Here is a 25,786-nt window from a genome sequence, read left to right as displayed (position 1 = left end):
ACCGATGCAGCACGGTCTGGAAGGCCGCCAGCAGCACCATGAAGGGCGTGGCGCCTTCCTTCTGGCCCAGGGCTTCCACCTGCTCGGACAGGGCACGCGGCAGGCGCACGGACACCGCGTCGCCGCGCTGGGTGGCGACGGCCGGACGCGGCTTGTCGGTGGGCAGGTCCAGCACGTGGGGTGCGCCCGCGAGCTGCTGCTTCCACCAACCCAACTGCGCTTCCAGCACGTCACCCTGCAGCCAGTTTCGCTGCCACACGGCGTAGTCCGCGTACTGCACGGGCAGCTCCGGCAGGGCCGGGACTTGTCCGTGGCGGAAGGCCTCGTAGAACGTGGTGACTTCGCGCACCAACACGCCCAGAGACCAGCCGTCGGACACGATGTGGTGCAGGTGCAGCACCAGCACGTGGTCCTCCGCGCCCAGCTTCATGAGCAGGGCGCGGATCACCGGTCCGTGCTCCAGGTCGAACGGGCGGCGGAACTCCGCGAGGGCCCGACGCTCCAGCTCGGCCTGCGGCTCCGTCGAGCCCGTGAGGTCCACGGACTCGAAGGGCACGGTGGCCTCGGCGTGGATGCGCTGCACGGGCTGGCCCGCTTCCACTCGGAACGTGGTGCGCAGCGATTCATGCCGCGCCATCAGCGCGTCCAGGCTCTTGCGCAGCGCGCCTTCGTCCAGCGCGCCCGTCAGCCGCAGCGGCAGCGGCATGTTGTACAGGCTGGTGCCCGGCTCCAACTGGTCGATGAACCAGAGGCGCTGCTGCGCGAACGACAGCGGCGGCGCGGTGGTCCGCTCCGCGCGGACCAGTGGGGGCGCCTGCGTCCGACTGGCGCTGCCCAGCTTCTCCGCCAGCGTGGCCACGGTGGGCGCGCTGAAGAGGTCTCCCAGAGGCAGCTCCACACCCAGCGTGGACCGGATGCGCGACACCACCTGCGTGGCCAGCAGCGAGTGGCCGCCCAGCTCGAAGAAGTCGTCGTGGATGCCGACGGTCTCCAGGTGCAGCACCTCCGCCCAGATGGCGACGAGTGCCGTCTCCATCGCGTTGCGAGGCGCGGACACCTTCGCGTCGGAGACGCGCGGCGCCTCCGGAGCGGGCAGCGCCTTGCGGTCCACCTTCCCGTTGGCCGACAGCGGCAGCGAGGGCAGGGTGACGAACGCGGACGGCACCATGTATTCCGGCAGCAGCTTCTGGGCGAACGCCTTGAGCTGATCCAGGTCGCCTGCGTCAGCCGTGGGCACGATGTACGCGACCAGCCGCTTGTCCCCGGGCACGTCCTCACGCGCCAGGACCACGGCCTCGCGCACCTGCGATGACTGGCGCAGCACGGCTTCGACTTCGCCAGTCTCGATGCGGAAGCCGCGGATCTTTACCTGGAAGTCGGTGCGGCCCAGGAACTCCAACGTCCCATCCGCCTGCCAGCGCACGCGGTCGCCGGTGCTGTAGAGGCGGGCGCCCGGCTCCGTGGCGAAGGGGTGGGGGATGAAGCGCTCCGCGGTCAGGTCCGGGCGCTGGAGGTAGCCCCAGGACAGACCGTCGCCGCCGACGTACAGCGAACCCGGCACTCCCGGCGGGACGGGCTGGAAGGCCGCATCCAGCACCCACGCGGTGGACTGCGCCAGCGGCCGACCGATGGGCACCGACCGGCCCACGCGGTCTCCGGCATGCAACGTGTGCGTGGCGGAGAACGTGGTGTTCTCCGTGGGGCCGTAGCCGTTGACGAGCACGGAGCCGGAAGGCATCCGCGCCAGGTGGTCGCGCACACGCTCCACGGGCAGCACGTCGCCGCCCGCCAGCACCTGTCGCACACCCGCCAGCGCTTCGCCCTGATGGACGACCATCTGCTCGAAGAGCGCGGCCGTGAGCCACAGCGTGGTGATGCCTTCGCCCACCAGCAGCGCGCCCGTCGCCTCGAAGGACAGGGCCTTCGCCGGGGCCAGCACGAGCTTCGCGCCGTTGAGCAGCGCGCCCCAGACCTCCAGCGTGGACGCGTCGAACGCGACTGGCGCCAACTGGAGGAAGACCTCCTCCGGTCCGAAGTGGATGAAGTCGTTGCCGCGCACCAGTCGCACGATGCCGCGCTGGGGCACGCTGACGCCCTTGGGGCGCCCCGTGCTGCCCGACGTGAACATCACGTACGCCAGCGCGTCGGCCGGCACATCCACGTCCAGCGCGGTCTCCGGCAGCTTCGCGATGATGGCCGCCTCCTCATCCATCAGGATCTGGAGGTCCGCCACCGACGGCAGCTCATCCGCCAGCGATTCCTGCGTCACCAGCACGCTGACGCCCGCCTCCTGGAGCATCCAGGTGATGCGGTCCGCCGGGTACTTCGCCTCCACCGGCACGTAGGCCGCCCCGGCCTTCAGGATGCCGAGCATGCCGACGATGAGCTCGAACGAGCGTTCCAGGCACAGGCCCACGCGGTCGCCCGGCCTGACGCCCAACCGGCGCAGGTAGTGCGCCAACTGGTTGGAAGCGCGATCCAGGGCCGCGTACGTCAGCGTCTTGTCCCCGGACTTCAACGCGGGAGCATCCGGCGTGCGTGCGGCCTGCGCGGAGAAGAGCCCGGCCACGGAGGCGTCGCGCGGGTAGTCGCGGGACGTGGAGTTCCACCCGACGAGCAGCTTCTGGCGCTCCTCGGGCGTGATGAGCGGGAGCCGCGCCACGGGGACATCGGGCGAAGCCAGGACCGCGTCCAGCAGGACCTGGAATCGATGGACGAGCCCCGCCATCGTCTCGGGCGCGAACAGCGCGGTGTTGTAGAGCAGCGTCCCGCCGAAGCCGTCGGGGGTACGGCCCAGCAACAACTGCAGGTCGAAGAGGCTGTAGCGCAGCTCGCTGTCCATCGGCCGGAGCGTCAACTCCGGGAGCACCCGCTCCGGCATCGGCGCGTTCTGCAGGGTGAACGTCACCTGGAAGAACGGCGTGCGGCTCAGGTCACGCTCGGGGTTCAGCACCTCCACCAGCTTCTCGAACGGAAGGTCCTGGTGTTCGTACGCGCCCAGCGTCGTGGTGCGCACCTGGGCCAGCAGCTCGCGGAAGGTCAGCGTGTCCTTCACCTGCGTGCGCACGACCACGGTGTTGGCGAAGTAGCCGATGAGCGCTTCGGATTCGGCGTGGCGGCGGCCCGCGATGGGCGAACCGATGAGCACGTCCTCCTGGCCCGAGTACCGGTGCAGCAGCAGCTTGAAGGCCGCCAGCAGCAGCATGTACGGCGTGGCGGACTCCCGCTTCGCCATCGCCTCCACCGCTTCGCTCAGCGCGAGCGGCAGGGACACGGTCTGGTCCGCGCCCTGGAAGGACTGCCGTGCCGGACGCGGATGGTCCGTGGGCAGGTCCAGGTACGGCGCGGCGCCGTCGAGCTGCTGACGCCAGTAGCCGAGCTGCTGCTCCAGCACATCGCCTTGCAGCCAGCCGCGCTGCCAGAGCGAGTGGTCGGCGTACTGCACCGCCAGCTCCGGCAGGGGCGAAGGCAGGCCCTTGGAGAAGGCCGCGTAGAGCGCGCCCATCTCCCGCACCAGGACGCTCGTGGACCAGCCGTCGGAGATGATGTGGTGCTGCGTCAGCACCAGGCCGTGCTCCGTGGGGCCCAGCTTCAACACGAGCACCCGGACCAGCGGCCCCGTCTCCAGGTTGAACGGGATGCGCGCCTCGTCGTTGGCGATCCGCAGGGCCTCCGCCTGACGCTCCTCCGGCGATGCGATGGACGTAAGGTCCACGTGGCGCAGCGGCATGGGGAAGGGCGGGTGGATGACCTGCGACGGTGAGCCCTCGTGCGGACGGAAGGTGGTGCGCAGCGCTTCGTGACGGCGCACCAGCTCATCGAACGCGCGCTGGAGCACGGCCGTGTCCAGGGGGCCTTCGAGCTTCAACGACACCGGGATGCTGTACGCGGTCCCCGCCGTGCCGAGCTGCTCGATGAACCACAACCGCTGCTGGGCGAACGACAGCGGCAGCACGTCCGGACGTTCCGCGCGGACCAGCGCGGGCAGGGACGCACCCGTGCCATCCGGGCCTTGGAACGAATCAATCAGCGCGGCCAGCGCGGCCACGGTGGGCCGCTCGAAGAACGCGCGCAGGGGCAGCTCCACCCCGAAGTGGGCGCGCACGCGAGAGACCAACTGCGTGGCCAGCAGCGAGTGGCCGCCCAGCTCGAAGAAGTTGTCGTGACGGCCCACGGCGGGGATGCGCAGCACTTCACTCCACAGCGCGGCCAGCGCGACTTCCGTCGGCGTCTCGGGCGCTGCGTAGTTGCGTGAGCCAACCTGCGAGGCTTCCGGTACGGGCAGGGCCTTGCGGTCCACCTTTCCGTTGGGCGTCAGCGGCAGGGCGGGCAGGGCGACCAGCGCGGCGGGCACCATGTACTCCGGCAGGTGCTTGCGCAGGTGTTCGCGCAGCGTCGAGGTGTCCACCTCCGGCACGAGGTAGGCGACGAGGCGCGCATCGCCGGCCACGTCCTCGCGAACGAGGGCCACGGCATCCCGGATGTCCGGGTGCGAGCGCAGGGTGGCTTCGACTTCGCCCAGCTCGATGCGGTAGCCGCGCAGCTTCACCTGGAAGTCCAGGCGCCCCATGAACTCCAGCGTGCCGTCCTCGCGCCAACGGGCCTTGTCGCCCGTGCGGTACAGCCGCGCACCGGGCTCCGTGCTGAACGGATCCGGGATGAAGCGCTCCGCGGTGAGATCCGGGCGGCGCAGGTAGCCGCGCGTGATGCCCGCGCCGGAGAAACACAGCTCGCCGGGCAGGCCGAAGGGCACCAGGTGCTGGTGCTCATCGAGGACGTAGGCGCGCAGGTTGTCCAGCGGCCGGCCGATGACGGGCCGGGGCAGGGTGGTGCCCTGGACGTCGTACGCCGTGACGGCCACGGTGCATTCGGTGGGGCCGTAGCCGTTGAAGGCGCGCGTGCGGGTCGTCCCGGCGAAGAGGCGCCAGAGGGCTTCGTCCATGGCCTCGCCGCCCACCAGGAACTGCGACGGCACCCAGGCGCGCTCCAGCATTCCCGCTTCCAGCAGGAGCTTGATCTGCGAGGGCGTACTGGTCTGCAGGTCGATGCGCTGCTGCTCGATCCACGTGAGCATCCGCTCCGGATCCCGGCGCGTGTCCTCGGGGATGATGCAGAGGCAGTGGCCGGCGAGCAGCTTGATGAACGCCTCGATGACGGCATCGAAGTACAGCGCCGAGTTCAGGCTGACGCGCAGCGGGCGCTGCTGCGTGTAGACCTTCCGGACCAGCGTGTGGTGCAGGTGGACGACGGAGCGGTGCTGCACCATCACGCCCTTGGGCGTGCCCGTGGAACCGGACGTGTAGATGACATACGCGAGGTTGTCCGGGCCCGCGGAGGCAGGCAGGGGCTCGTCGGAGAGCGCCGCCAGCCAGGTCTGTTCGACATCCAGCTTCACCACGTGCTCGACGTCGGGCTGCCACGTTTCGGCCAGGGCCCGGGTGGTCAGCAGCACGGAGGCGCCGCAGTCGCGCAGGAGGAAGTCCTTGCGCGCGGCGGGGGCTGCCGGGTCGAGCGGCACGAACGCGCCGCCCGCCTTGAGCACCGCGAGGAACGCGATGATGGCGTCCGCGGAGCGCTCCAGGCTCAGGGCCACCGTCGACTCCGGGCCCACGCCCAGTGAGCGCAGGTGCCGCGCGAGCTGATTGGCGCGGGCGTCGAGCTGACGGAAGGACAGCGTCGTCCCCTCGAACTCCAGGGCGTCCGCGTCCGGCGTACGGGCCACCTGCGCTTCGATGAGCCCATGCAGCGTGGACTCCAGGTCGAAGTCCACGACGTCCCCACGCGCGATGCTCACGAGCCGGGCGTGCTCTTCCGGCGAGCTGAGCGGCACGTCGGCCAGCGGCACATCGGGCCGCACGAGCACGGTCTCCAGCAGCACGCGCAGGTGCGTCGCGAACCGTTCGATGGTGGCGGGCTCGAACAGGTCCGTCGCGTACTGGAGCATTCCGGCGAAGCCGTCCGCGTCCCGGTTCAGGTCCAGGCTCAGCTCGAACAGGGACAGATCCCGTCCGCCGAAGTGAGCCCCCGACACGGACAGGCCGGGCAGCGCCAGCTCCGGGAGGGGCGCGTTCTGCAACGCGAACAGCACCTGGAACAGCGGCGTGCGGCCCAGGTCACGCGTGGTCTGAAGCGACTCCACCAGCCGCTCGAAGGGGAGATCCTGGTGTTCGTACGCGCCCAGCGTCGTGGTGCGCACCTGGGCCAGCAGCTCCCGGAACGTCGTCCGGGCGCCGAAGCTTCCACGCAGCACCAGCGTGTTGACGAAGAAGCCGATCAGGCCCTCCGTCTCCGCGTGGCCGCGGTTCGCGATGGGGGAGCCCACCAGCACGTCGTCCTGACCGGAGTACCGGTGCAGCACGGTCTGGAAGGCCGCCAGCAGCACCATGAAGGGCGTAGCGCCTTCCTTCTGCGCCAGGGCCTCCACCTGCTCGGACAGCGCGCGCGGCAGGCGCACGGACACCGCGTCGCCACGCTGGGTGGCGACGGCCGGACGCGGCTTGTCGGTGGGTAGATCCAGCACGTGGGACGCACCCGCGAGCTGCTGCTTCCACCAGCCGAGCTGCGCCTTCAACACGTCGCCCTGCAGCCAGTTGCGCTGCCACACGGCGTAGTCCGCGTACTGAACAGGCAGCTCCGGCAGGGCCGGCGTCTGGCCGTGGCGGAAGGCCTCGTAGAGGGCGGTGACTTCGCGCACCAGCACGCCCAGAGACCAGCCGTCGGACACGATGTGGTGCACGTGCACCACCAGGACATGATCCTCCGCACCCAGCTTCAGGAGGAGGGCGCGAATCACCGGGCCCTGCTCCAGGTTGAACGGGCGGCGGGATTCCGCCAGGCCTCGTCGCTCTGCTTCCGCCTGCCGTTCCGTCGCGTCCGCGATGCCCGTGAGGTCCACGGACTCGAAGGGCACGGTGGCTTCCGAGTGGATGTGCTGCACGGGCTGGCCCGCTTCCACGCGGAACGTGGTGCGCAGCGATTCGTGCCGCGCCATCAGCGCATCCAGGCTCTTGCGCAGCGCGCCTTCGTCCAGCGCACCGGTCAGCCGCAGCGGCAGCGGCATGTTGTACAGGCTGGTGCCCGGCTCCAACTGGTCGATGAACCACAGCCGCTGCTGCGCGAACGACAGCGGCGGCGCGGTGGTCCGCTCCGCGCGGACCAGCGGGGGCGCCTGCGTCCGGCTGGCGCTGCCCAGCTTCTCCGCCAGCGTGGCCACGGTGGGCGCGCTGAAGAGGTCTCCCAGCGGCAGCTCCACACCCAGCGTGGACCGGATGCGCGACACCACCTGCGTGGCCAGCAGCGAGTGGCCGCCCAGCTCGAAGAAGTCGTCGTGGATGCCGACGGTCTCCAGGTGCAGCACCTCCGCCCAGATGGCGACGAGGGCCGTCTCCATCGCGTTGCGAGGCGCGGACACCTTCGCGTCGGAGACGCGCGGCGCCTCCGGGGCGGGCAGCGCCTTGCGGTCCACCTTGCCGTTGGCCGACAGCGGCAGGGCGGACAGCTCCACCCAGGCCGTGGGGACCATGTATTCGGGCAACTGCTTCTGGACGAACGCCTTCAGCGCGGAGGAATCAAAACCCTCTCCCGCGGACACGACGTAGGCGACGAGCCGCTTGTCACCGGACGAGTCCTTGCGCGCCAGGACCACCACTTCCTGAACGTGCGGCGACTGACGCAGCACGGCCTCGACTTCGCCCGGCTCGATGCGGAAGCCGCGGATCTTCACCTGGAAGTCGGTGCGGCCCAGGAACTCCAACGTCCCATCCGCCTGCCAACGCACGCGGTCGCCGGTGCTGTAGAGGCGAGCACCCGGCTCCGTGGCGAAGGGGTGGGGGATGAAGCGCTCAGCGGTCAGGTCCGGACGGTTCAGGTAGCCCCACGCGAGGCCATCGCCGCCGACGTAGAGCGCACCCGGCACGCCCACCGGCACGGGCTGGAGGGCAGCATCCAGCACCCATGCGGTGGACTGCGCCAGCGGCCGACCGATGGGCACCGACCGGCCCACGCTGTCCCCGGCACCCAGGGCATACGTGGCGGAGAACGTGGTGTTCTCCGTGGGACCGTAGCCGTTGACGAGCACGGATCCCGAAGGCATCCGCGCCAGATGGTCGCGCACGCGCTCCACGGGCAGCACGTCGCCGCCCGCCAGCACCTGCCGCACCCTCGCCAGCGCTTCGCCCTGGTCGTTGACCATCTGCTCGAAGAGCGCGGCGGTGAGCCACAGCGTGGTGATGCCCTCGGTGGTGAGGAGCGCCCCCGTCTCTTCCAGGGACAGCGCCCTGGGCGGAGCGAGCACCAGCCTCGCGCCGTTGAGCAGCGCGCCCCAGACTTCCAACGTGGACGCGTCGAACGCGACCGGCGCCAGTTGGAGGAAGACTTCCTCCGGCCCGAAGTGGATGAAGTCGTTGCCACGCACCAGCCGCACGATGCCGCGCTGGGGCACGCTGACGCCCTTGGGGCGCCCCGTGCTGCCCGACGTGAACATCACGTACGCCAGCGCCTCGGCCGGCACTTCCACTTCCAGCGCGGTCTCCGGCTGCTTCGCCAGCACCACCGCGTCCCCGTCCATGAGGACCTGGAGGTCCGCCACCGACGGCAGCTCATCCGCCAGCGACTCCTGCGTCACCAGCACGCTGACGCCCGCCTCCTGGAGGATCCAGGTGATGCGGTCGGCCGGATACTTCGCCTCCACCGGCACGTAGGCCGCCCCGGCCTTGAGGATGCCGAGCATGCCGACGATGAGCTCGAACGAGCGCTCCAGGCACAGGCCGACCCGGTCTCCGGGCCTCACGCCCAGGCGGCGCAGGTGGTGCGCCAACTGGTTGGAGGCGCGGTCCAGCGCCGCGTACGTGAGCGTCTGCTCGCCGGACTTCAGCGCCAGGGTATTGGGCGTGCGTGCGGCCTGCGCGGAGAAGAGCGCGGCCACGGAGGCGTCACGCGGGTAGTCGCGGGACGTGCGGTTCCATTCGACCAGGACCTGTCGGCGCTCCCCATTCGTGAGCAGGGGCAGGTCGGACAGGCGTGTGTCCGGCGCGCGGACGGCGGCCTCCAGCAACAGCACCAGCCGCTGGACCATGCCCGCCGCCGTGGGCTGTGCGAACAGGCTCGTGTTGTAGAGCAGCCCGCCCGTGAACCCGTCGGGCCCGCGGTTCATCACGAGCTGCAGGTCGAAGAGGATGATGCCCGGATCATTGTCCAGGCCCCTGAGCGTCAGCTCCGGAAGGACCAGCTCCGGCATCGGCGAGTTCTGCAGGGTGAACGTCACCTGGAAGAACGGCGTGCGGCTCAGGTCGCGGTCCGGCTTCAGGGCCTCCACCAGCTTCTCGAACGGGAGGTCCTGGTGTTCGTAGGCCCCCAACGTCGTGGTGCGCACCTGCGCGAGCAGCTCGCGGAAGGTCAGCGTGTCCTTCACCTGCGTGCGCAGCACGACGGTGTTGGCGAAGTAGCCGATGAGCGCTTCGGACTCGGCGTGACGGCGGCCCGCGATGGGCGAACCGATGAGCACGTCCTCCTGGCCGGAGTACCGGTGCAGCAGCAGCTTGAAGGCCGACAGCAGCACCATGTACGGCGTGGCGGACTCCTGCTTCGCCAACGTCTCCAGGGCGTCGGTCAGCTCGCGCGACAGCACCAGGTGTTCGTCCGCCGCCTGGAAGGACTGCTGCGCCGGACGCGTGAAGTCCGTGGGCAGGTCCAGGAACGGTTCAGCGCCGTCCAGCTGCTCGCGCCAGTAACCGAGTTGCTGCTCCAGCACGTCGCCCTGGAGCCAGCCGCGCTGCCAGAGGGTGTGGTCGGCGTACTGCACCGCCAGCTCCGGCAGCGGGGAGGGCAGGCCCTCGGAGAAGGCCGCGTAGAGCGCGCCCATTTCGCGCACCAGGACGCCCGCGGACCAACCGTCGGAGATGATGTGGTGCGTGTTGAGCACCAGCACGTACTCCTGGGGGGCCAGCTTCAGCAGGAGCGCCCGGAACAGCGGGCCCTGCTCCAGGTCGAACGGAGCCCGCGCCTCCTCCAGTGCGAGCCGATTGGCCTCCGACTCACGCTCTTCCCTCGACGCCAGGACCGTGAGGTCCACGTGCCGCAGGGGCATGGGGAAGGGCGGGTGGATGACCTGCGACGGCGCCCCTTCGTCCGAATGGAAGGTGGTGCGCAGCGCTTCGTGACGGCGTACCAGCTCATCGAACGCGGCGAGCAGCACGATGGTGTCCAGCGTGCCTTCGAGCTTCAGCGCGATGGGCAGGCTGTACGCGGTGCCCGCCGCACCCAACTGCTCGATGAACCACAACCGCTGCTGGGCGAACGACAGGGGCAGCACGTCCGGCCGCTCCCCACGCACCAGCGCGGGCAGGGACGCACCCGTGCCATCCGGGCCCTGGAACGAATCAATCAGCGCGGCCAGCGCGGCCACGGTGGGCCGCTCGAAGAACGCGCGCAGGGGCAGCTCCACCCCGAAGTGGGCGCGCACGCGGGAGACCAACTGCGTGGCCAGCAGCGAGTGGCCGCCCAGCTCGAAGAAGTTGTCGTACCGTCCCACGGTGGGGATGCGCAGCACTTCACTCCACAGCGCGGCCAGCGCGACTTCCGTCGGCGTCTCGGGCGCTGCGTAGTTGCGCGAGCCGACCTGCGAGGCTTCCGGCGCGGGCAGGGCCTTGCGGTCCACCTTGCCGTTGGACGTCAGCGGCAGGGTGGGCAGCGCCATGAACGCCGCCGGGACCATGTACTCCGGCAGGTGCTTGCGCAGGTGTTCGCGCAGCGTCGCGGTGTCCACCTCCGGCGCGACGTAGGCCACGAGGCGCGCATCGCCGGGCACGTCCTCACGGACGAGGGCCACCGCGTCCCGGATGCCTGGGTGCGAGCGCAAGGTGGCTTCGATTTCGCCCAGCTCGATGCGGAAGCCACGGACCTTCACCTGGAAGTCCAGGCGGCCCATGAAGTCGAGCGTCCCGTCCTCGCGCCAGCGGGCCTTGTCTCCGGTGCGGTACAGGCGCGCTCCGGGCTCCGTGCTGAACGGATTCGGAACGAAGCGCTCCGCGGTGAGGTCCGGGCGTCCCAGGTAGCCGCGCGCGAGGCCTTCACCCGCGAGGCACAGCTCGCCCTGCATGCCGAAGGGCACCAGCCGCTGCTGCGCGTCGAGGATGTACGCCCGCACGTTGTCCAGCGGCCGGCCGATGACGGGCAGCATCTGGGGGGCGTTCTGGAGGGCCCAGGACGTCGCGTTGACGGTGGTCTCGGTGGGTCCGTACACGTTGAAGGCGCGCGTGCGCTTTGTCGTGGAGAGCCGCCGCCACGTCACTTCGTCCAGCGCCTCACCACCGACGATGAGCAGCGCCGGCACGTGGGCCCGTTCGAGCAGGCCCGCGTCCAACAGGAGCTTGAGCTGCGACGGCGTGCAGTCCAGCGAGTCGATGAGCTGCGCTTCCAACCACGAGAGCATCGCCTCCGGGTCCTTGCGCGTCTCGTCGGGGACGGGGCACAGGCAGTACCCGTCCAGGAGCTGGATGACCTGCTCCATGGACGCGTCGAAGAACAGCGGCGCGTTCACGCTGACACGCAGGCCGCGCTGCGGCTGCACGTAGATGTCCCGCGCCATCGCCTGATGCAGGTGGAGCACGGAGCGGTGCTGCACCGCCACCCCCTTGGGCGTACCTGTGGAGCCCGACGTGTAGAGCACGTAGGCCAGGTTCTCCGGGCCCACGTTAGAGGCCAGTGCCTCCGATGACAGCTCCGCCCAGGGCTTCTGTTCAGCGTCGAGGCACACGACGGCGCCCACGTCGGGCCGCCACGCCTCCGCCAGGGCCTGGGTGGTCAGCAGCACGGATGCGTGGCTGTCGCCCAGGATGAAGGACCGACGCGCGGCGGGTGCTGCGGGGTCGAGCGGCACGAACGCTCCGCCGGCCTTGAGGACGGCGAGCAGCGCGATGATGGACTCGGCCGACCGCTCCAGGCACAGGCCCACCGTCACTTCAGGACCCACGCCCAACGAGCGCAGGTGTCGGGCGAGCTGGTTGGCGCGGGCATCGAGCTGCCGGAAGGACAGCGTCGTGTCCCCGAACGCCACGGCGTCCGCGCCCGGCGTGCGGGCCACCTGCGCTTCGATGCGGCCATGCAGCGTGGCCTCGCGGTCGAAGTCCGCGACGGTGCCACTCAGGTCGCCCAGCAGTCGCTGACGCTCCTCGGGACCCACGAAGGACAGGTCCGCGAGCGGTGCGTCCGGACGCTCCAGTGCGCCCTCCAGCAACACCCGCAGGTGAGTCATCAGGCGCTCGACAGTGGAGCGCTCGAACAGGTCCGTCGCGTAGTCGATGAGTCCGACGAAGCCGTCCGCCTCACGGTTGAGGTCCAGGCTCAGCTCGAACTGCGACGTGCCTCGGCCCCCGATGTCGGCGGCCTTCACGGAAAGGCCGGGCAGCACCAGCTCCGGGAGGGGCGCGTTCTGCAACGCGAACATCACCTGGAAGAGAGGCGTGCGGGACAGGTCGCGCGTCGTCTGGAGTGATTCCACCAGCCGCTCGAACGGGATGTCCTGGTGCTCGTATGCGCCCAGCGTCGTGGTGCGCACCTGCGCGACGAGCTGCCGGAACGAAGGCCGCGCACCGAAGCTTCCTCGCAGGACCAGCGTGTTGACGAAGAAGCCGATGAGGCCCTCCGTCTCCGCATGGCGACGGTTCGCGATGGGCGAGCCCACCAGCACGTCGTCCTGTCCCGAGTACCGATGCAGCACGGTCTGGAACGCCGCGAGCAACACCATGAAGGGCGTAGCGCCTTCACGCTGGGCCAGGGCCTCCACCTTCTCCGCGAGGACGCGCGGCAGGTGCACGGGCACCGCACCGCCACGCTGGGTAGCGACGGCCGGACGCGGCTTGTCGATGGGCAGGTCCAGCGCATGGGGCGCGCCCGCAAGCTGCTGCTTCCACCAGCCGAGCTGCGCCCCCAGCACTTCACCCTGGAGCCAGCCGCGCTGCCACACGGAGAAGTCGGCGTACTGCACCGGCAGCTCCGGCAGGGCAGGGGCCTGTCCGTGGCGGAAGGCCTCGTAGAGCGCCGTCATCTCGCGCACCAGCACGCCCAACGACCAGCCGTCGGACACGATGTGGTGCAGGTGGAGCACGAGCACGTGCTCCTGCGCGTCCAACTTGAGCAGCAGGGCGCGAATCACCGGCCCCTGCTCCAGGTTGAACGGACGGCGGGACTCCGCGATGGCGCGTCGCTTCGCTTCGGCCTGACGCTCGGTCGTGTCGGCGATGTCCGTGAGGTCCACGGACTCGAAGGGCACGGTGGCCCCGGCGTGGATGTGCTGCACGGGCTGGCCCGCTTCCACGCGGAACGTGGTGCGCAGGACCTCATGTCGGGCGATCAGCGCATCCAGGCTCTGGCGCAGCGCCCCTTCGTCCACCGCACCGGTGAAGCGCAGCGGCAGGGGCATGTTGTAGAGCGTGGTGCCCGGCTCCAACTGATCGATGAACCACAGACGCTGCTGCGCGAACGACAGCGGCGGCGCCGACGTCCGGTCCGCCCGGACGAGCGGCGGCGTCTTGGCGCGAGCAGCATGGACCAGCCGCGCGGCCAGCTCCGCCACCGTGGGAGCGCTGAACAGGTCTCCCAGAGGTAGCTCCACACCCAGCGTGGACCGGATGCGCGACACCACCTGCGTGGCCAGCAGCGAGTGGCCACCCAGTTCAAAGAAGTTGTCGTGGCGGCCCACGGCGGGCACGCGCAACAGCTCACCCCAGAGCGTGGCCAGGGCGATCTCCGTCGGCGTCGCGGGCGCCACGTAGGTGCTCACTCCGAGCTGCGACGCTTCCGGCGCGGGCAGTGCCTTGCGGTCCACCTTCGCGTTGGGCGTCAGCGGCAGGACGGGCAGGGCGACCAGCGCGGCGGGCACCATGTACTCCGGCAGGTGCTTGCGCAGGTGTTCGCGCAGGGGCGCGGTGTCCACCTCCGGCACGACGTAGGCGACGAGGCGCGCATCGCCGGGCACGTCCTCGCGCACCAGCGCCACCGCGTCCCGGATGCCCGGGTAGCCGCGCAGCGTGGCTTCGATTTCGCCCAGCTCGATGCGGAAGCCACGGACCTTCACCTGGAAGTCCAGGCGGCCCATGAACTCCAGCGTGCCGTCCTCGCGCCAGCGGGCCTTGTCGCCCGTGCGGTACAGGCGTGCACCGGGCTCGGGGCTGAACGGGTCGGGCAGGAAGCGCTCCGCCGTGAGGTTCGGCCGGCCCAGGTAGCCGCGCGCGACGCCTTCACCGGAGAAGCACAGCTCGCCCGGCATGCCGAACGCCACCAGCCGCTGACGCTCGTCGAGGACGTAGGCGCGCAGGTTGTGGACGGGCCGGCCGATGACCGGGACCGTCTGGGCAGCGCCCTGGAGGGGGAACGTCGTGGCGTCGACGGTGCACTCGGTGGGGCCGTAGCCGTTGAAGGCGCGCGTGCGCTTCGTCGCGGCGAGCTGCCGCCACATCACCTCGTCCAGCGCCTCACCACCGACCGACAACAGGGCCGGCATGTGCGCGCGCTCCAACAGGCCCGCGGCCAGAAGGAGCTTGAGCTGCGACGGGGTGCAGTCCAGCGCGTCGATGCGCCGCTGCTCCAGCCACGGGAGCATCCGCTCCGGATCCAGGCGCACGTCCTCGGGGACGACCACCAGGCAGTGGCCGTCGAGGAGCTGGAGGACCTGCTCGATGGACGCGTCGAAGTACAGCGGCGCGTTGACCGTGATGCGCTGGCCGCGCGGCAGGCCCGCGTAGATGGTCCGCGTCAGCGACCGGTGCAGGTTGAGCACCGAGCGGTGCTGCACCATCACGCCCTTGGGCGTGCCCGTGGAGCCGGACGTGTAGATGACGTACGCGAGGCTCTCCGGACGGGCCGACGAGGGCAGGGCCTCCCCGGAGAGCGACGCCAGGTGCGCCTTCTCCTGTTCGGAGTCCAGCCGCACCACGTGCGCCACGTCGGGCTTCCACGCGTCCGCGATGGCACGCGAGGTCAGCAGCACGGACGCGCCGCAGTCCTTCAACAGGAACGACTTGCGCGCGGCCGGGGCCGTCGGGTCGAACGGCACGAAGCCGCCACCGGCCTTGAGCACCGCGAGCAGCGCGACGATGGCCTCCGCCGAGCGCTCCAGGCACAGGCCCACCGTCACCTCCGGGCCCACGCCCAGCGACCGCAGGTGCCGGGCCAACTGGTTGGCGCGGGTGTCGAGCTGACGGAAGGAGAGCGTCGTCTCCTCGAACACCACTGCGTCCGCGTCCGGCGTGCGGGCCACCTGTTCTTCAAGGAGGCCGTGCAGCGTGGCGTCGCGTTCGAACTCCAGGACGTCGCCGGACAGCTCACCCACCAGCCGCGCGCGCTCCTCGGATGTGACGAGCGTCAGGTCGGACAGGCGGGCGTCGGTCTGAATGAGCGACGCCAGGGCCTGGGTCCAGTGGCCCAGCATGCGCTGGATGGACCCGGGCTCGAAGCGGCGCGCTTCATACGCGAGGTTCAACCGGAGCTGGTTGCCGCCCGGGATGGCGGAGGCGGAGAGCGCGTAGTGCGTGCTCTCGCCCGTGGTGAGGTCGCGCAGGTCCAGCGCGGTGGAGCGCTTCAGCACGCCTTCGTCGACGGGGAAGTTCTCGTAGACCAGCAGGGTGTTGAAGAGCGGCGTACCCCGAGGAATGTCGCTCCACGACTGCACGGTGACCAGCGGCGTCTGCTGATGCTTCTGGATGCCCAGCTGCTGCTCCTGGAGCTTCTGGAGCCAGGGCAGCAGGGGCGCGTGTTCCTCGGGGAGCTGGACGCGGACCGGCAGCGTGGTGATGAGCAGGCCCAGCATGGACTCCGAGCCCTCCAGCTCCGGAGGACGCCCGGCCAGCGTGGTGCCGAAGAGGACGTCCTGCATGCCGCCGTAGCGCGCGAGCACCAGGGCCCAGGCGGCCTGCACCAGGGTGTTGAGCGTGAGCTGGTACTGGCGCACGAACGCCTGGAGCGCCGCCGTGGTCTCCGCCGACAGCGCCACTTCCAGGCTGCGCGGATCCGCCGCGCCGCCATCCGTCAGCGCCGGGAGTGCGGCGGGCAGGGGCGTGGGCGTGCTCAGCCCGGCCAGGTAGCCACGCCAGAAGGCTTCGTCCGCGGCGGGGTCGGTCCGCTGCAACCACGCGATGTACTCGCGGTACGGAGGCCGCGTCGGCAGGGCGGGCGTCGCGCCGGTGCTGAAGGCGTCGTAGAGGGCGAAGACCTCCTGGAAGAAGAGGCCGGAGCTCCAGCCGTCCAGCAGCAGGTGGTGGTGGCTCCAGATGAAGCGCCAGGTCGTGTCGGAGGCACGCATGGCCGTCAGCCGCATCAGCGGCGCCCGGGCGAGGTCGAATCCGCGCTCGCGATCCTCCACGAGCAACCGCTCCAGCCGGGCCTTCTGCTCCTCCTCGGACAGGTGTCGCCAGTCGTGCTGTTCAAACGGCAGGGGGGCGTGCGCGTGCACCACCTGGAGGGGCGCGTCGAGATCCTTCCACACGAAGCTGGTGCGCAGGATGGGGTTGCGGTCCACCACCGCCTGCCACGTCTTGCGGAACACGTCGATGTCCACGGCCGAGTGGATCGACCAGGAGCGCTGCTCGAAATAGAAGGCCGAGTCCGGCTCGTAGAGGGCGTGGAACAGCATGCCCTGCTGCAGCGGCGAGAGCGGGTAGAGGTCCTCCACGGAGGGCCCCTGCGACGCCAGCAGCGCGTTGAGCGACGCGGGCGCGAGGCGGGCCAGCGGGAAGTCGCCCGGTGACATCTGGCGTGCGTCCTCGGAGTGCCGCTGCGCGATGAGGGCGCGCAGGGACGCGAGGAAGTGCTGGGCCAGCGTCTCGATGGTGGAGGCGTGGTGCAGGTGGTGGCTGTAGACGAAGTCCAGTTGCAGCCGTCCCTCGCGCACCGAGCTGTTGACGAGCAGCAGGTGCGGACGCAACGCGCGCGCCACCACCGGACTGCCGACCGGATCATCGCCCAGGGTGAAGAGGGTGCTGGCGGCGGACGCGCCGTCGAGCTGGCCCAGGTAGTTGAAGGCCACCTGTGCCCGGGGGAAGGCCGCCATCCGCTCACGGACGTCCGGCGGGCCCATGTACCGCAAGAGCCCGTAGCCGAGGCCGTGGTGCGGCCACTTGCGCAGCGAGTCGCGCACCGAGCGCAGGCTGTCACCGTAAGAGCCACCCTCGGGCAGCTTCACCAGCGCGGGGGCCGTGGTCGTGAACCAACCGACCGTGCGGGACACGTCCGCGTCCGCGAACAGCTCCTCGCGACCGTGGCCTTCCAGGTCGATGAGCGCGCGCGACTGGCCGGTCCACTCGCGCAAGGCGAGCGCCATCGCCGTCAGCAGTACGTCGTTGATCTGCGCGCGCCAGCCGGCCGGCGTCTCCTGGAGGAGCAGCCGCGTTTCATCGATCTCCAGCCGGACGGCCACCGCGCGGCTCGACTCGAAGGTGTTCGGGCCCGAAGCGTCGACGGGCAGCGGGGCGATGTCCTGGCGTGCTTCGTCCAGCCAGAGCCGCGTCTGCACGGAGAGCGTGTCGGAGAGGGCGTGCGCCTCCAGCTTGCGCGCCCAGGCCTGGAAGGACGTCGTCTTCGCGGGCAGCACGGGCGACCGGCCCGCGAGCCGTTGCTGGTACGCGCCCTCCAGGTCCTCGACGAGCACGCGCCAGGAGACGGTGTCCACCAGCAGGTGGTGGACGACGAGCAGCAGGCGCTGGGCTTCGTCAGGTCCGAAGTGGAAGAGGGCGGCGTGCACCAGCGGCGGCCGGGACAGGTCGAAGCTGGACTGGAGACGACGGGCCTCCACCTCCATGGCGCCCAGCCGGTCACCGGCGGGGAGCGACGACAGGTCCACCTGGATCAGCGAGAGGGGAGCCTCGTCCGGGGCGGCGTTGCGCTGACGCCACGCGCCCGCGTCCCGGCTGAAGCCCAGGCGCAGGGCGTCGTGATGGGACAGCAGCAGCCGCAGGGCCTCTTCCAGGGGGCCCGCCTGCAGGGGCTGACGGGCCCGCAGCAGCAGCGGCTGGTTGAAGTGGTAGGCGTGTTCAGGGTCGCGCTCCAGCAGATCGAGCTGGATGGGCGTGAGGGGCACCTCGCCCACCACGGGTCCCTGCTCCGCGAGGCTGACGGTGCTCTCCCGGGCCACGACCGCCAGCGCGCCCAGCGTCGGGTGCTGGAAGAGGTCGCGCACGGAGAGCTGCACGCCGACCTGACGTGCCCGCGCGACCACCTGGAGGCTGATGATCGAGTCGCCGCCCAGCTCGAAGAAGTTGTCCTCGACGCCGATGCGTTCGACACGCAGCACCTGGGCCAGGACCGTGGCCAGCCGCTGCTCCATCTCCGTGCGGGGCGCGATGTACTCGCGCTTCGTGGTGCGCAGGCCCTCCGGGGCCGGCAGCGCCTTGCGGTCCACCTTCGCGTTCGCCGTCAGGGGCAGGGCCGCGAGGGGAACGAAAACGGACGGCAGCATGTACTCCGGCAGCCGCTGCGCCAGGAACGCGCGCAGCGCGGCCGGCTCGACGTCCTGGTGCAGGACCACGTACGCCACCAGCCGCTTGTCGCCGGGCACGTCCTCGCGCACCACGGCCACGGCCTCACGCACGTCCGCGTGGGCGCGCAGCGCGGCTTCCACTTCGGCCAGCTCGATGCGGTAGCCACGCACCTTCACCTGGTTGTCCGCGCGGCCCAGGAACTCCATCACCCCGTCCGGCCTCCAGCGCGCCAGGTCTCCCGTGCGGTAGAGGCGCTCACCGGCGGTGGTGGAGAAGGGGTTGGGGACGAAGCGCTCGGCGGTCAGGTCCGGACGCGACAGGTAGCCGCGCGCGAGGCCATCACCGCCGATGAACAGCTCGCCCGGGATGCCCGGGGGCACCGGCTGGCCGTTGGCGTCCAGCACATAGAGCTGCGTGTCCGCGATGGGCCGACCGATGGGGATGGTGTTCCCCACCTGGGCCGCGTCCGTCATGCGGTGCGTGGAGGCGAAGAGGGTGGTCTCCGTCGGGCCGTAGCAGGCGGTGACGGGGATGCCCAGCTCCTGCACCACGCGACGCACATGCGGCGCGGAGACGACGTCGCCGCCCGTGAGCATCTGCCGCACGCCCTTGAGCGCTTCGGCCTTGAGGTCCACGACCTGCGCGAAGAGTCCCGCGGTCAGGTGCAGCGTGGTGATGCGGTGGTGCTGGAGGACGTGGGCCAGCAGGTCCAGGTCGGTGGGCGGAACGGGCGGGAAGACGACGAGCCGACCGCCGAAGAGCAGCGGTCCCCAGACCTCCAGCGTGGAGGCGTCGAACGAGATGGGGGCGATGAGGAGGAACGTCTCATCCGGGCCCAGCTTCGCGTAGGGCGCGTTGTGCAGGAGGCGCAGCACACCCCGGTGCTCCACGGCCACGCCCTTGGGACGGCCGGTGCTTCCCGACGTGAAGTCCACGTACGCCAGATGGCGCGGCTGCGTGGCCGTCACGGGACGGGACGTGGGCTGCTCGTCCAGACGCAGGTCTTCCACCAGGAGGCAGGGCACCTCCTGGGCGACGGGCAGGGTGGCGCGCAGCGCGCGCGAGGTGATGAGCACCTGGGGCGGCGCGTCCTCCAGCATCGCGGCCAGACGCTGTGCCGGGTACGAGGCATCCAGCGGCACGTAGGCGCCGCCCGCCTTGAGGATGGCGAGCAGGGAGACGATCAGCTCGACGGAGCGCTCCAGGCAGAGCGCGACGAGCGAGTCCGGCCCCACGCCGTGCTTGCGCAGCGCGTGGGCGAGCTGGTTGGCCCGCGCGTCCAACTGCGCGTAGCTCAGCCGCTGCTCCGCGAACTCCAGCGCGATGGCGTCCGGGCGCAGGTCGGCCTGCTGCTCGAAGAGGTCGTGGATGCGGACGTCCGGGTAGCCCCCGGCCGTGGTGTTCCACTCCACCAACACCTGCTGACGCTCGGCCGGTGAGAGCAGGGACACGTCCGCCAGCCGGGCCGCGGGCGCGGTCAGCGACACCAGCGCCTGGGTCCAGTGGACCAGCACGCGACGGATCGACTCCAGCGAGAAGCGGTGCGAGTCGTACGCCAGATGCATCTGGGTCCGGTTGCCCGGCATCACCGACGCCGTGAGGGCGTAGTGGCTGCTCTCCCCGGACTGGAGGTCGCGGATGTCGAGCGCCGTGGAGCGCTTCAACAGGGACTCATCGAGGGGGAAGTTCTCGAACACGAGCAGCGAGTTGAAGAGCGGCGAGCCTCGCGGCATGTCGCTCCAGCCCATCGCGGTGACCAGCGGCGTGTGCTGGTGCTGCTGGATGCCCAGTTGCTGCGCCTGGAGCGACTGGAGCCAGGGCAGGACGGGGGCGTGCTCCTCGGGCAGCCGGATGCGGACCGGCAGCGTGGTGATGAGCAGACCCAGCATCGCGTCCGAGCCCTCCAGCTCCGGAGGACGGCCCGCCAGCGTGGTGCCGAAGAGGACGTCCTGCGTGCCGGCGTAGCGCGCGAGCACCAGGGCCCACGCGGCCTGCGCCAGGGTGTTGAGCGTCAACTGGTGCTGACGCACGAACGCCTGGAGCGCCGTGGTGGTCTCCGGCGGCAGGAAGTGCCAGTGGCTGCTCAGGTGCGTGGACTCGCCGGCCTGCGCGGCCGTGGCCGGCTGTTCGGCGGGCAGGGGCGTGGGGGCGGTGAGGCCGGCGAGCTGTCCGCGCCAGAAGGCCTCGTCCGCGGCGACGTCGGTCTTCTGCAACCACGCGATGTAGTCCCGGAACGGAGGCCGCGTGGACGGAGGCGGCGTCCTGCCCGCATGGAAGGCGTCGTAGAGGGCGAAGACCTCCTGGAAGAACAGGCCGGAGCTCCAGCCGTCCAGCAGCAGGTGGTGGTGGCTCCAGATGAAGCGCCAGTGCGTGTCCGACAGGCGCACGCCCAGCATGCGCATCAGCGGGGCCCGCGCCACGTCGAAGCCGCGCGTGCGCTCGGCTTCCTTCAACTGCGTCAGCCGGAGCTGCTGCTCCTCCGGCGACAGGTGACGCAGGTCCTGCTGCTCGAAGGGCAGCAGCGCATGCGCGTGCACCACCTGGAGGGGCGCCTCCAGGTCCTTCCACACGAAGCTCGTGCGCAGGACGGGGTTGCGGTCCACCACCGCCTGCCACGTCTTGCGGAACATCTCGATGTCCACGGCCGAGTGGATCGACCAGGAGCGCTGCTCGAAATAGAAGGCACCGTCCGGCTCGTAGATCGAGTGGAACAACATGCCCTGTTGCAGCGCGGAGAGCGGGTAGAGGTCCTCGATGCCGGCCCCCTGCGAGGCCATCAGCCCGTCCAGCGCGGGCTGGGTGATGCGTGCCAGCGGGAAGTCGCCCGGCGTCCTGCGGCGCGAGTCCTCCGAGTGCCGCTGCGCGATGAGCGTGCGCAGGGACGCGAGGAAGCGCTGCGCCAGCGTCTCGATGGTGGAGGCGTGGTGCAGGTGGTGGCTGTAGCCGAAGCCCATCCGCAGCTGTCCCCCCTGCACCGAGCCCGTGACGAGCAGCACGTGCGGCCGCAGCGACTGGGGGGCCACCGACGTGCCGATGGACTCGTCGCTCAGGGAGAAGAGGGTGCTGGCGGCGGACGCGCCGTCGAGCTGGCCCAGGTAGTTGAAGGACACCTGCGCCTGGGGGAAGGCTGCCATCCGCTCGCGGACCTCGCGAGGCCCCATGAAGCGCAAGAGCCCGTAGCCGATGCCGTGGTCGGTCCACTGGCTCAGCGAATCGCGCACCGCGCGCAGGCTGTCGCCGTGGGTGCCGCTCGTGGGCAGCCGCAGCAGCGCGGGCGTCACGGACGTGAACCAGCCCACGGTGCGGGACACATCCGCGTCCGCGAACAGCTCCTCGCGGCCATGGCCTTCCAGGTCGACGAGCGCGCGTGACTGACCGGTCCACTCGCGCAGGGCCAGGGCCAGGGCTGTCAGCAGCACGTCGTTGATCTGCGCGCGCCAGCCGGCCGGCGTCTCCTGGAGGAGCAGCCGGGTCTCTTCCGCGTTCAGGTCGACGAAGAGGGAGCGCTGCGACTCATGGGTGTTGGGGCCCGACGCGTCAACGGGCAACGGGGCCACGTCCTTGCGCGCGTCGTCCAGCCAGAGCGCCGTCTGCGCGCTCAGGGCGTCGGAGAGGGCGTGGTTGCCCAGCCGACGCGCCCAGGACAGGAAGGACGTCGTCTTGCCGGGAAGCACGGGGGGACGCTTCGCGAGCAGCTGGAGGTACGCGGCCTCCAGGTCCTCGACGAGCACGCGCCACGACACCGCGTCCACCACCAGGTGGTGGATGACGATCAACAGGCGCTGATCCTCCTGCGGCCCGAAGTGGAAGAGGGCGGCGCGCACCAGCGGCGGCCGGGCGAGGTCGAAGCCGGCCTGGAGGCGGTTCGCCTGCTCCTCCATGACGCCGGGACGGGCCTCCGGCGGGAGCGCGGACAGGTCCACCTGGAGCAACTGGAACGGCGAGTCCTCGGGCGAGGCGTTGCGCTGGCGCCAGGACGCATCCTCACGGGTGAAGCGCAGGCGCAGGGCGTCGTGGTGCGAGATGAGCAACTGGAGCGCCTGCTCCAGGTATGCCGCCTGGAGGGGCTGACGGGCCCGCAGCAGCAGCGGCTGGTTGGCGTGGTGGGCGTGTTCGGGGTCGCGCTCCAGCAGCTCCAACTGGATGGGCGTGAGGGGTACCTCGCCCACCACGGGTCCCTGCTCCGCGAGGCTGCCCGCGCTGACCCGGGCCTTGGTGGCCAGGGCCCCCAGCGTGGGGTTCTGGAAGATGTCGCGCACGGAGAGCTGCACGCCTGCCTGACGGGCGCGCGCGATGACCTGGAGGCTGATGATGGAGTCGCCGCCCAGCTCGAAGAAGTTGTCGTCCACGCCCACGCGCTCGACGCGCAGCACCTGGGCCCAGACCGTGGCCAGCCGCTGCTCCATCTCCGTGCGCGGCGCGACGTACTCGCGCTTCGTGGTGCGCAGGCCCTCCGGGGCCGGCAGCGCCTTGCGGTCCACCTTCGCGTTCGCCGTCAGGGGCAGGGCCGCGAGCGGCACGAACGCCGAGGGCAGCATGTACTCCGGCAGCCGCTGCAGCAGGAACTTGCGCAGCTCCACCGGGTCCAGGTCCTGGTTCGCGACGAAGTAGGCGACGAGCCGCTTGTCGCCGGGCACGTCCTCGCGCACGACGGCCACGGCCTCGCGGATCTCCGCATGAGCGCGCAGGGCGGCTTCCACTTCCGCCAGCTCGATGCGGTAGCCACGCACCTTCACCTGGTTGTCCGCGCGACCCAGGAACTCCATCACCCCGTCCGGCCTCCAGCGCGCCAGGTCTCCCGTGCGGTAGAGGCGCTCGCCCGGCGTGGTGGCGAAGGGATTCGGGACGAAGCGCTCGGCGGTCAGGTTCGGACGCGACAGGTAGCCGCGCGCGAGGCCATCACCACCGATGAACAGCTCACCGGGGACCCCGGCCGGCACCGGCTGCCCGTGGGCATCCAGCACGAAGAGCTGCGTGTCCGCGATGGGCCGGCCAATGGGGATGCTCTTCCCCACCTGGGCCGCGTTCGTCATCCGGTGCGTGGAGGCGAAGAGGGTGGTCTCCGTCGGGCCGTAGCAGGCGGTGACGGGGATGCCCAGCTCCTGCACCACGCGACGCACGTGCGGCGCGGAGACGACGTCGCCGCCCGTGAGCATCTGCCGCACGCCCTTGAGCGCTTCGGCCTTGAGGTCCACCACCTGCGCGAAGAGTCCCGCGGTCAGGTGCAGCGTGGTGATGCGGTGGTGCTGGAGGACGTGCGCCAGCAGGTCCAGGTCCGACGGAGAACGGGGCGGGAAGACGACGAGGCGACCGCCAAAGAGCAGCGGTCCCCAGACCTCCAGCGTGGAGGCGTCGAACGAGATGGGCGCGATGAGGAGGAACGTCTCATCCGGGCCCAGGTGCGCGTAGGGCGCGTTGTGCAGGAGGCGCAGCACGCCCCGGTGTTCCACCGCCACGCCCTTGGGACGGCCGGTGCTTCCGGACGTGAAGTCCACGTACGCCAGGTGGCGCGACTGCGTTCCCGCGTGCACCGGCGACGTGGGCTGTTCGTCCAACCGCAGCTCCTCCACGAAGAGGGAGGGCAGGGCGTCATCCACGGGCAGGCCCACGCGGACCGCGCGCGTGGTGAGCAGCAGCCTGGGCGGCGCGTCCTCCAGCATCGCGGCCAGACGCTGCGCCGGGTATGAGGCATCCAGCGGCAGGTACGCGCCACCGGCCTTGAGGATGGCGAGCAGGGCGACGATCAGCTCGACGGAGCGATCCAGGCACACCGCCACCAGGACGTCCGGGCCCACGCCGTGCTGGCGCAAGAGGTGCGCCCACTGGTTGGTGCGCGCATCCAGCTCCGCGTACGTCAGGCGCGTGTCCCCGAACTCCAGGGCGATGGCGTCCGGGCGCTTCGCGGCCTGCGCCACGAAGAGGTCCTGGATGCACGCCTCGCGCGGGTACTCGCCCCGGGTGGCGTTCCAGTCGACGAGGATCTGCTGGCGCTCGGCCGGGTTCAGCAGCGGCAGGTGCGCGAGCGGGACGTCCGGTGCCGCGACGGCCTCGCGGGCAATGCCGATGAGGTGCTCCGCCATCCGCACGATGGTGGCTTCGTCGTAGAGCGCGGTGGAGTACTCGAAGCGGCAGGACAGGCCGGTGCGGTGCTCCCAGACCTCCAGGCCCAGGTCGAACTTGGCCGCGTCCATGGGCACTTCGACCGGGCTCAGCTCCAGCGACGGCAACTGGGCCTTGGCCTCCGGCGTGTTGAGCACGTTCAGGATGGCCTGGAACAGCGGCGTGCGGCTCAGGTCGCGCGGCAACTGAAGCGTGTCGAGGATCTTCTCGAACGGCGCGTCCTGGCGCGCGTAGGCCTCCAGCGCCTGCGTGCGCACGCGGACCAGCAGCTCGTTGAACGACGGCGAACCCTCCAGCTTCGAGCGGAAGGCGAGGGTGTTGAGGAAGCAGCCCAGCAGGCCTTCCACCTCGGGACGCGTGCGGCCGGCGATGGGCGTGCCCACCACGAAGTCAGCCTGACCCGAGTAGCGCGACAACAGCGTCTGGAAGAGCGCCATCATCACCATGAACGACGTGGCGCCCTGACGGCGGCTGAGCGCCAGCAGCGGTTCGGCCACGTCGGCTGGGAACTGGAAGCGGTACACCGAGCCCGCGAAGGACTGCACGGCCGGACGCGGCCGATCCGTGGGCATCTCCAGCGCGGGCGCGCCCATCAGGCGCTGCTTCCACCAGGAGACCTGCTCCTCCAGCACGCCGCCTTCCAGCCAGTCGCGCTGCCACACCGCGTAGTCCGCGTATTGGATGGGCAGCGGAGGCAGCGGCGATTCCATGCCCGCGCTGATCGTCGCGTAGAGCACCGTCAGCTCGCGCGCGAGCACCATGGTGCACCACGCGTCGGACACCGAGTGGTGCAGCACCATCGCCAGCACGTGCACCTTCGGCTCCACGCGCAACAGCGTGGCGCGGATCACGACCTTCTCCAGGTCGAAGGGGAGCAAGGCGTGCTCCTGGCACATGCGGATCAGCTCCGCCTGACGGGCCTCGGGCGTGTCGCCGGGCACGTCCACCATCGGCAGGGGCAGCCCCCGCGCGGGGTGGATGACCTGCACCGCGGAGTCACCCGCGAGCGAGTACGTGGTGCGCAGCACTTCGTGCCGGGCCACCAGCGCGTTCAGCGCGGCCTGGAGCGCGTTGATGTCCAGCTCGCCGGTGAGGCGGAACGTGGTCGCGTTGTTGTACGCGCCGCTCGAAGGATCCAACTGCTGGAGGTACCAGAGGCGCTGCTGCGCGAAGGACAGCGGCAGCGGCCGGTCCCTGGG

1 protein-coding gene (cut by a window edge) is annotated in these 25,786 nt (G+C 70.7%); it reads right to left on the bottom strand.

What is annotated here, in order from left to right; all coding sequences use genetic code 11:
* On the bottom strand, positions 1–25,786 hold part of the coding region annotated (locus tag D7Y13_RS02190) for a non-ribosomal peptide synthetase (RefSeq protein WP_147452417.1) (this coding region is incomplete at its 5' end). 6,326 nt of the annotated region lie to the left of the window's left edge; 25,786 of 32,112 annotated nt are visible.

This window comes from Corallococcus praedator, from assembly GCF_003612125.1.
Lineage (GTDB): Bacteria > Myxococcota > Myxococcia > Myxococcales > Myxococcaceae > Corallococcus > Corallococcus praedator.
Note: the sequence above shows the minus strand (reverse complement) of the source record. Positions and strands in the feature narration are given on the sequence as shown.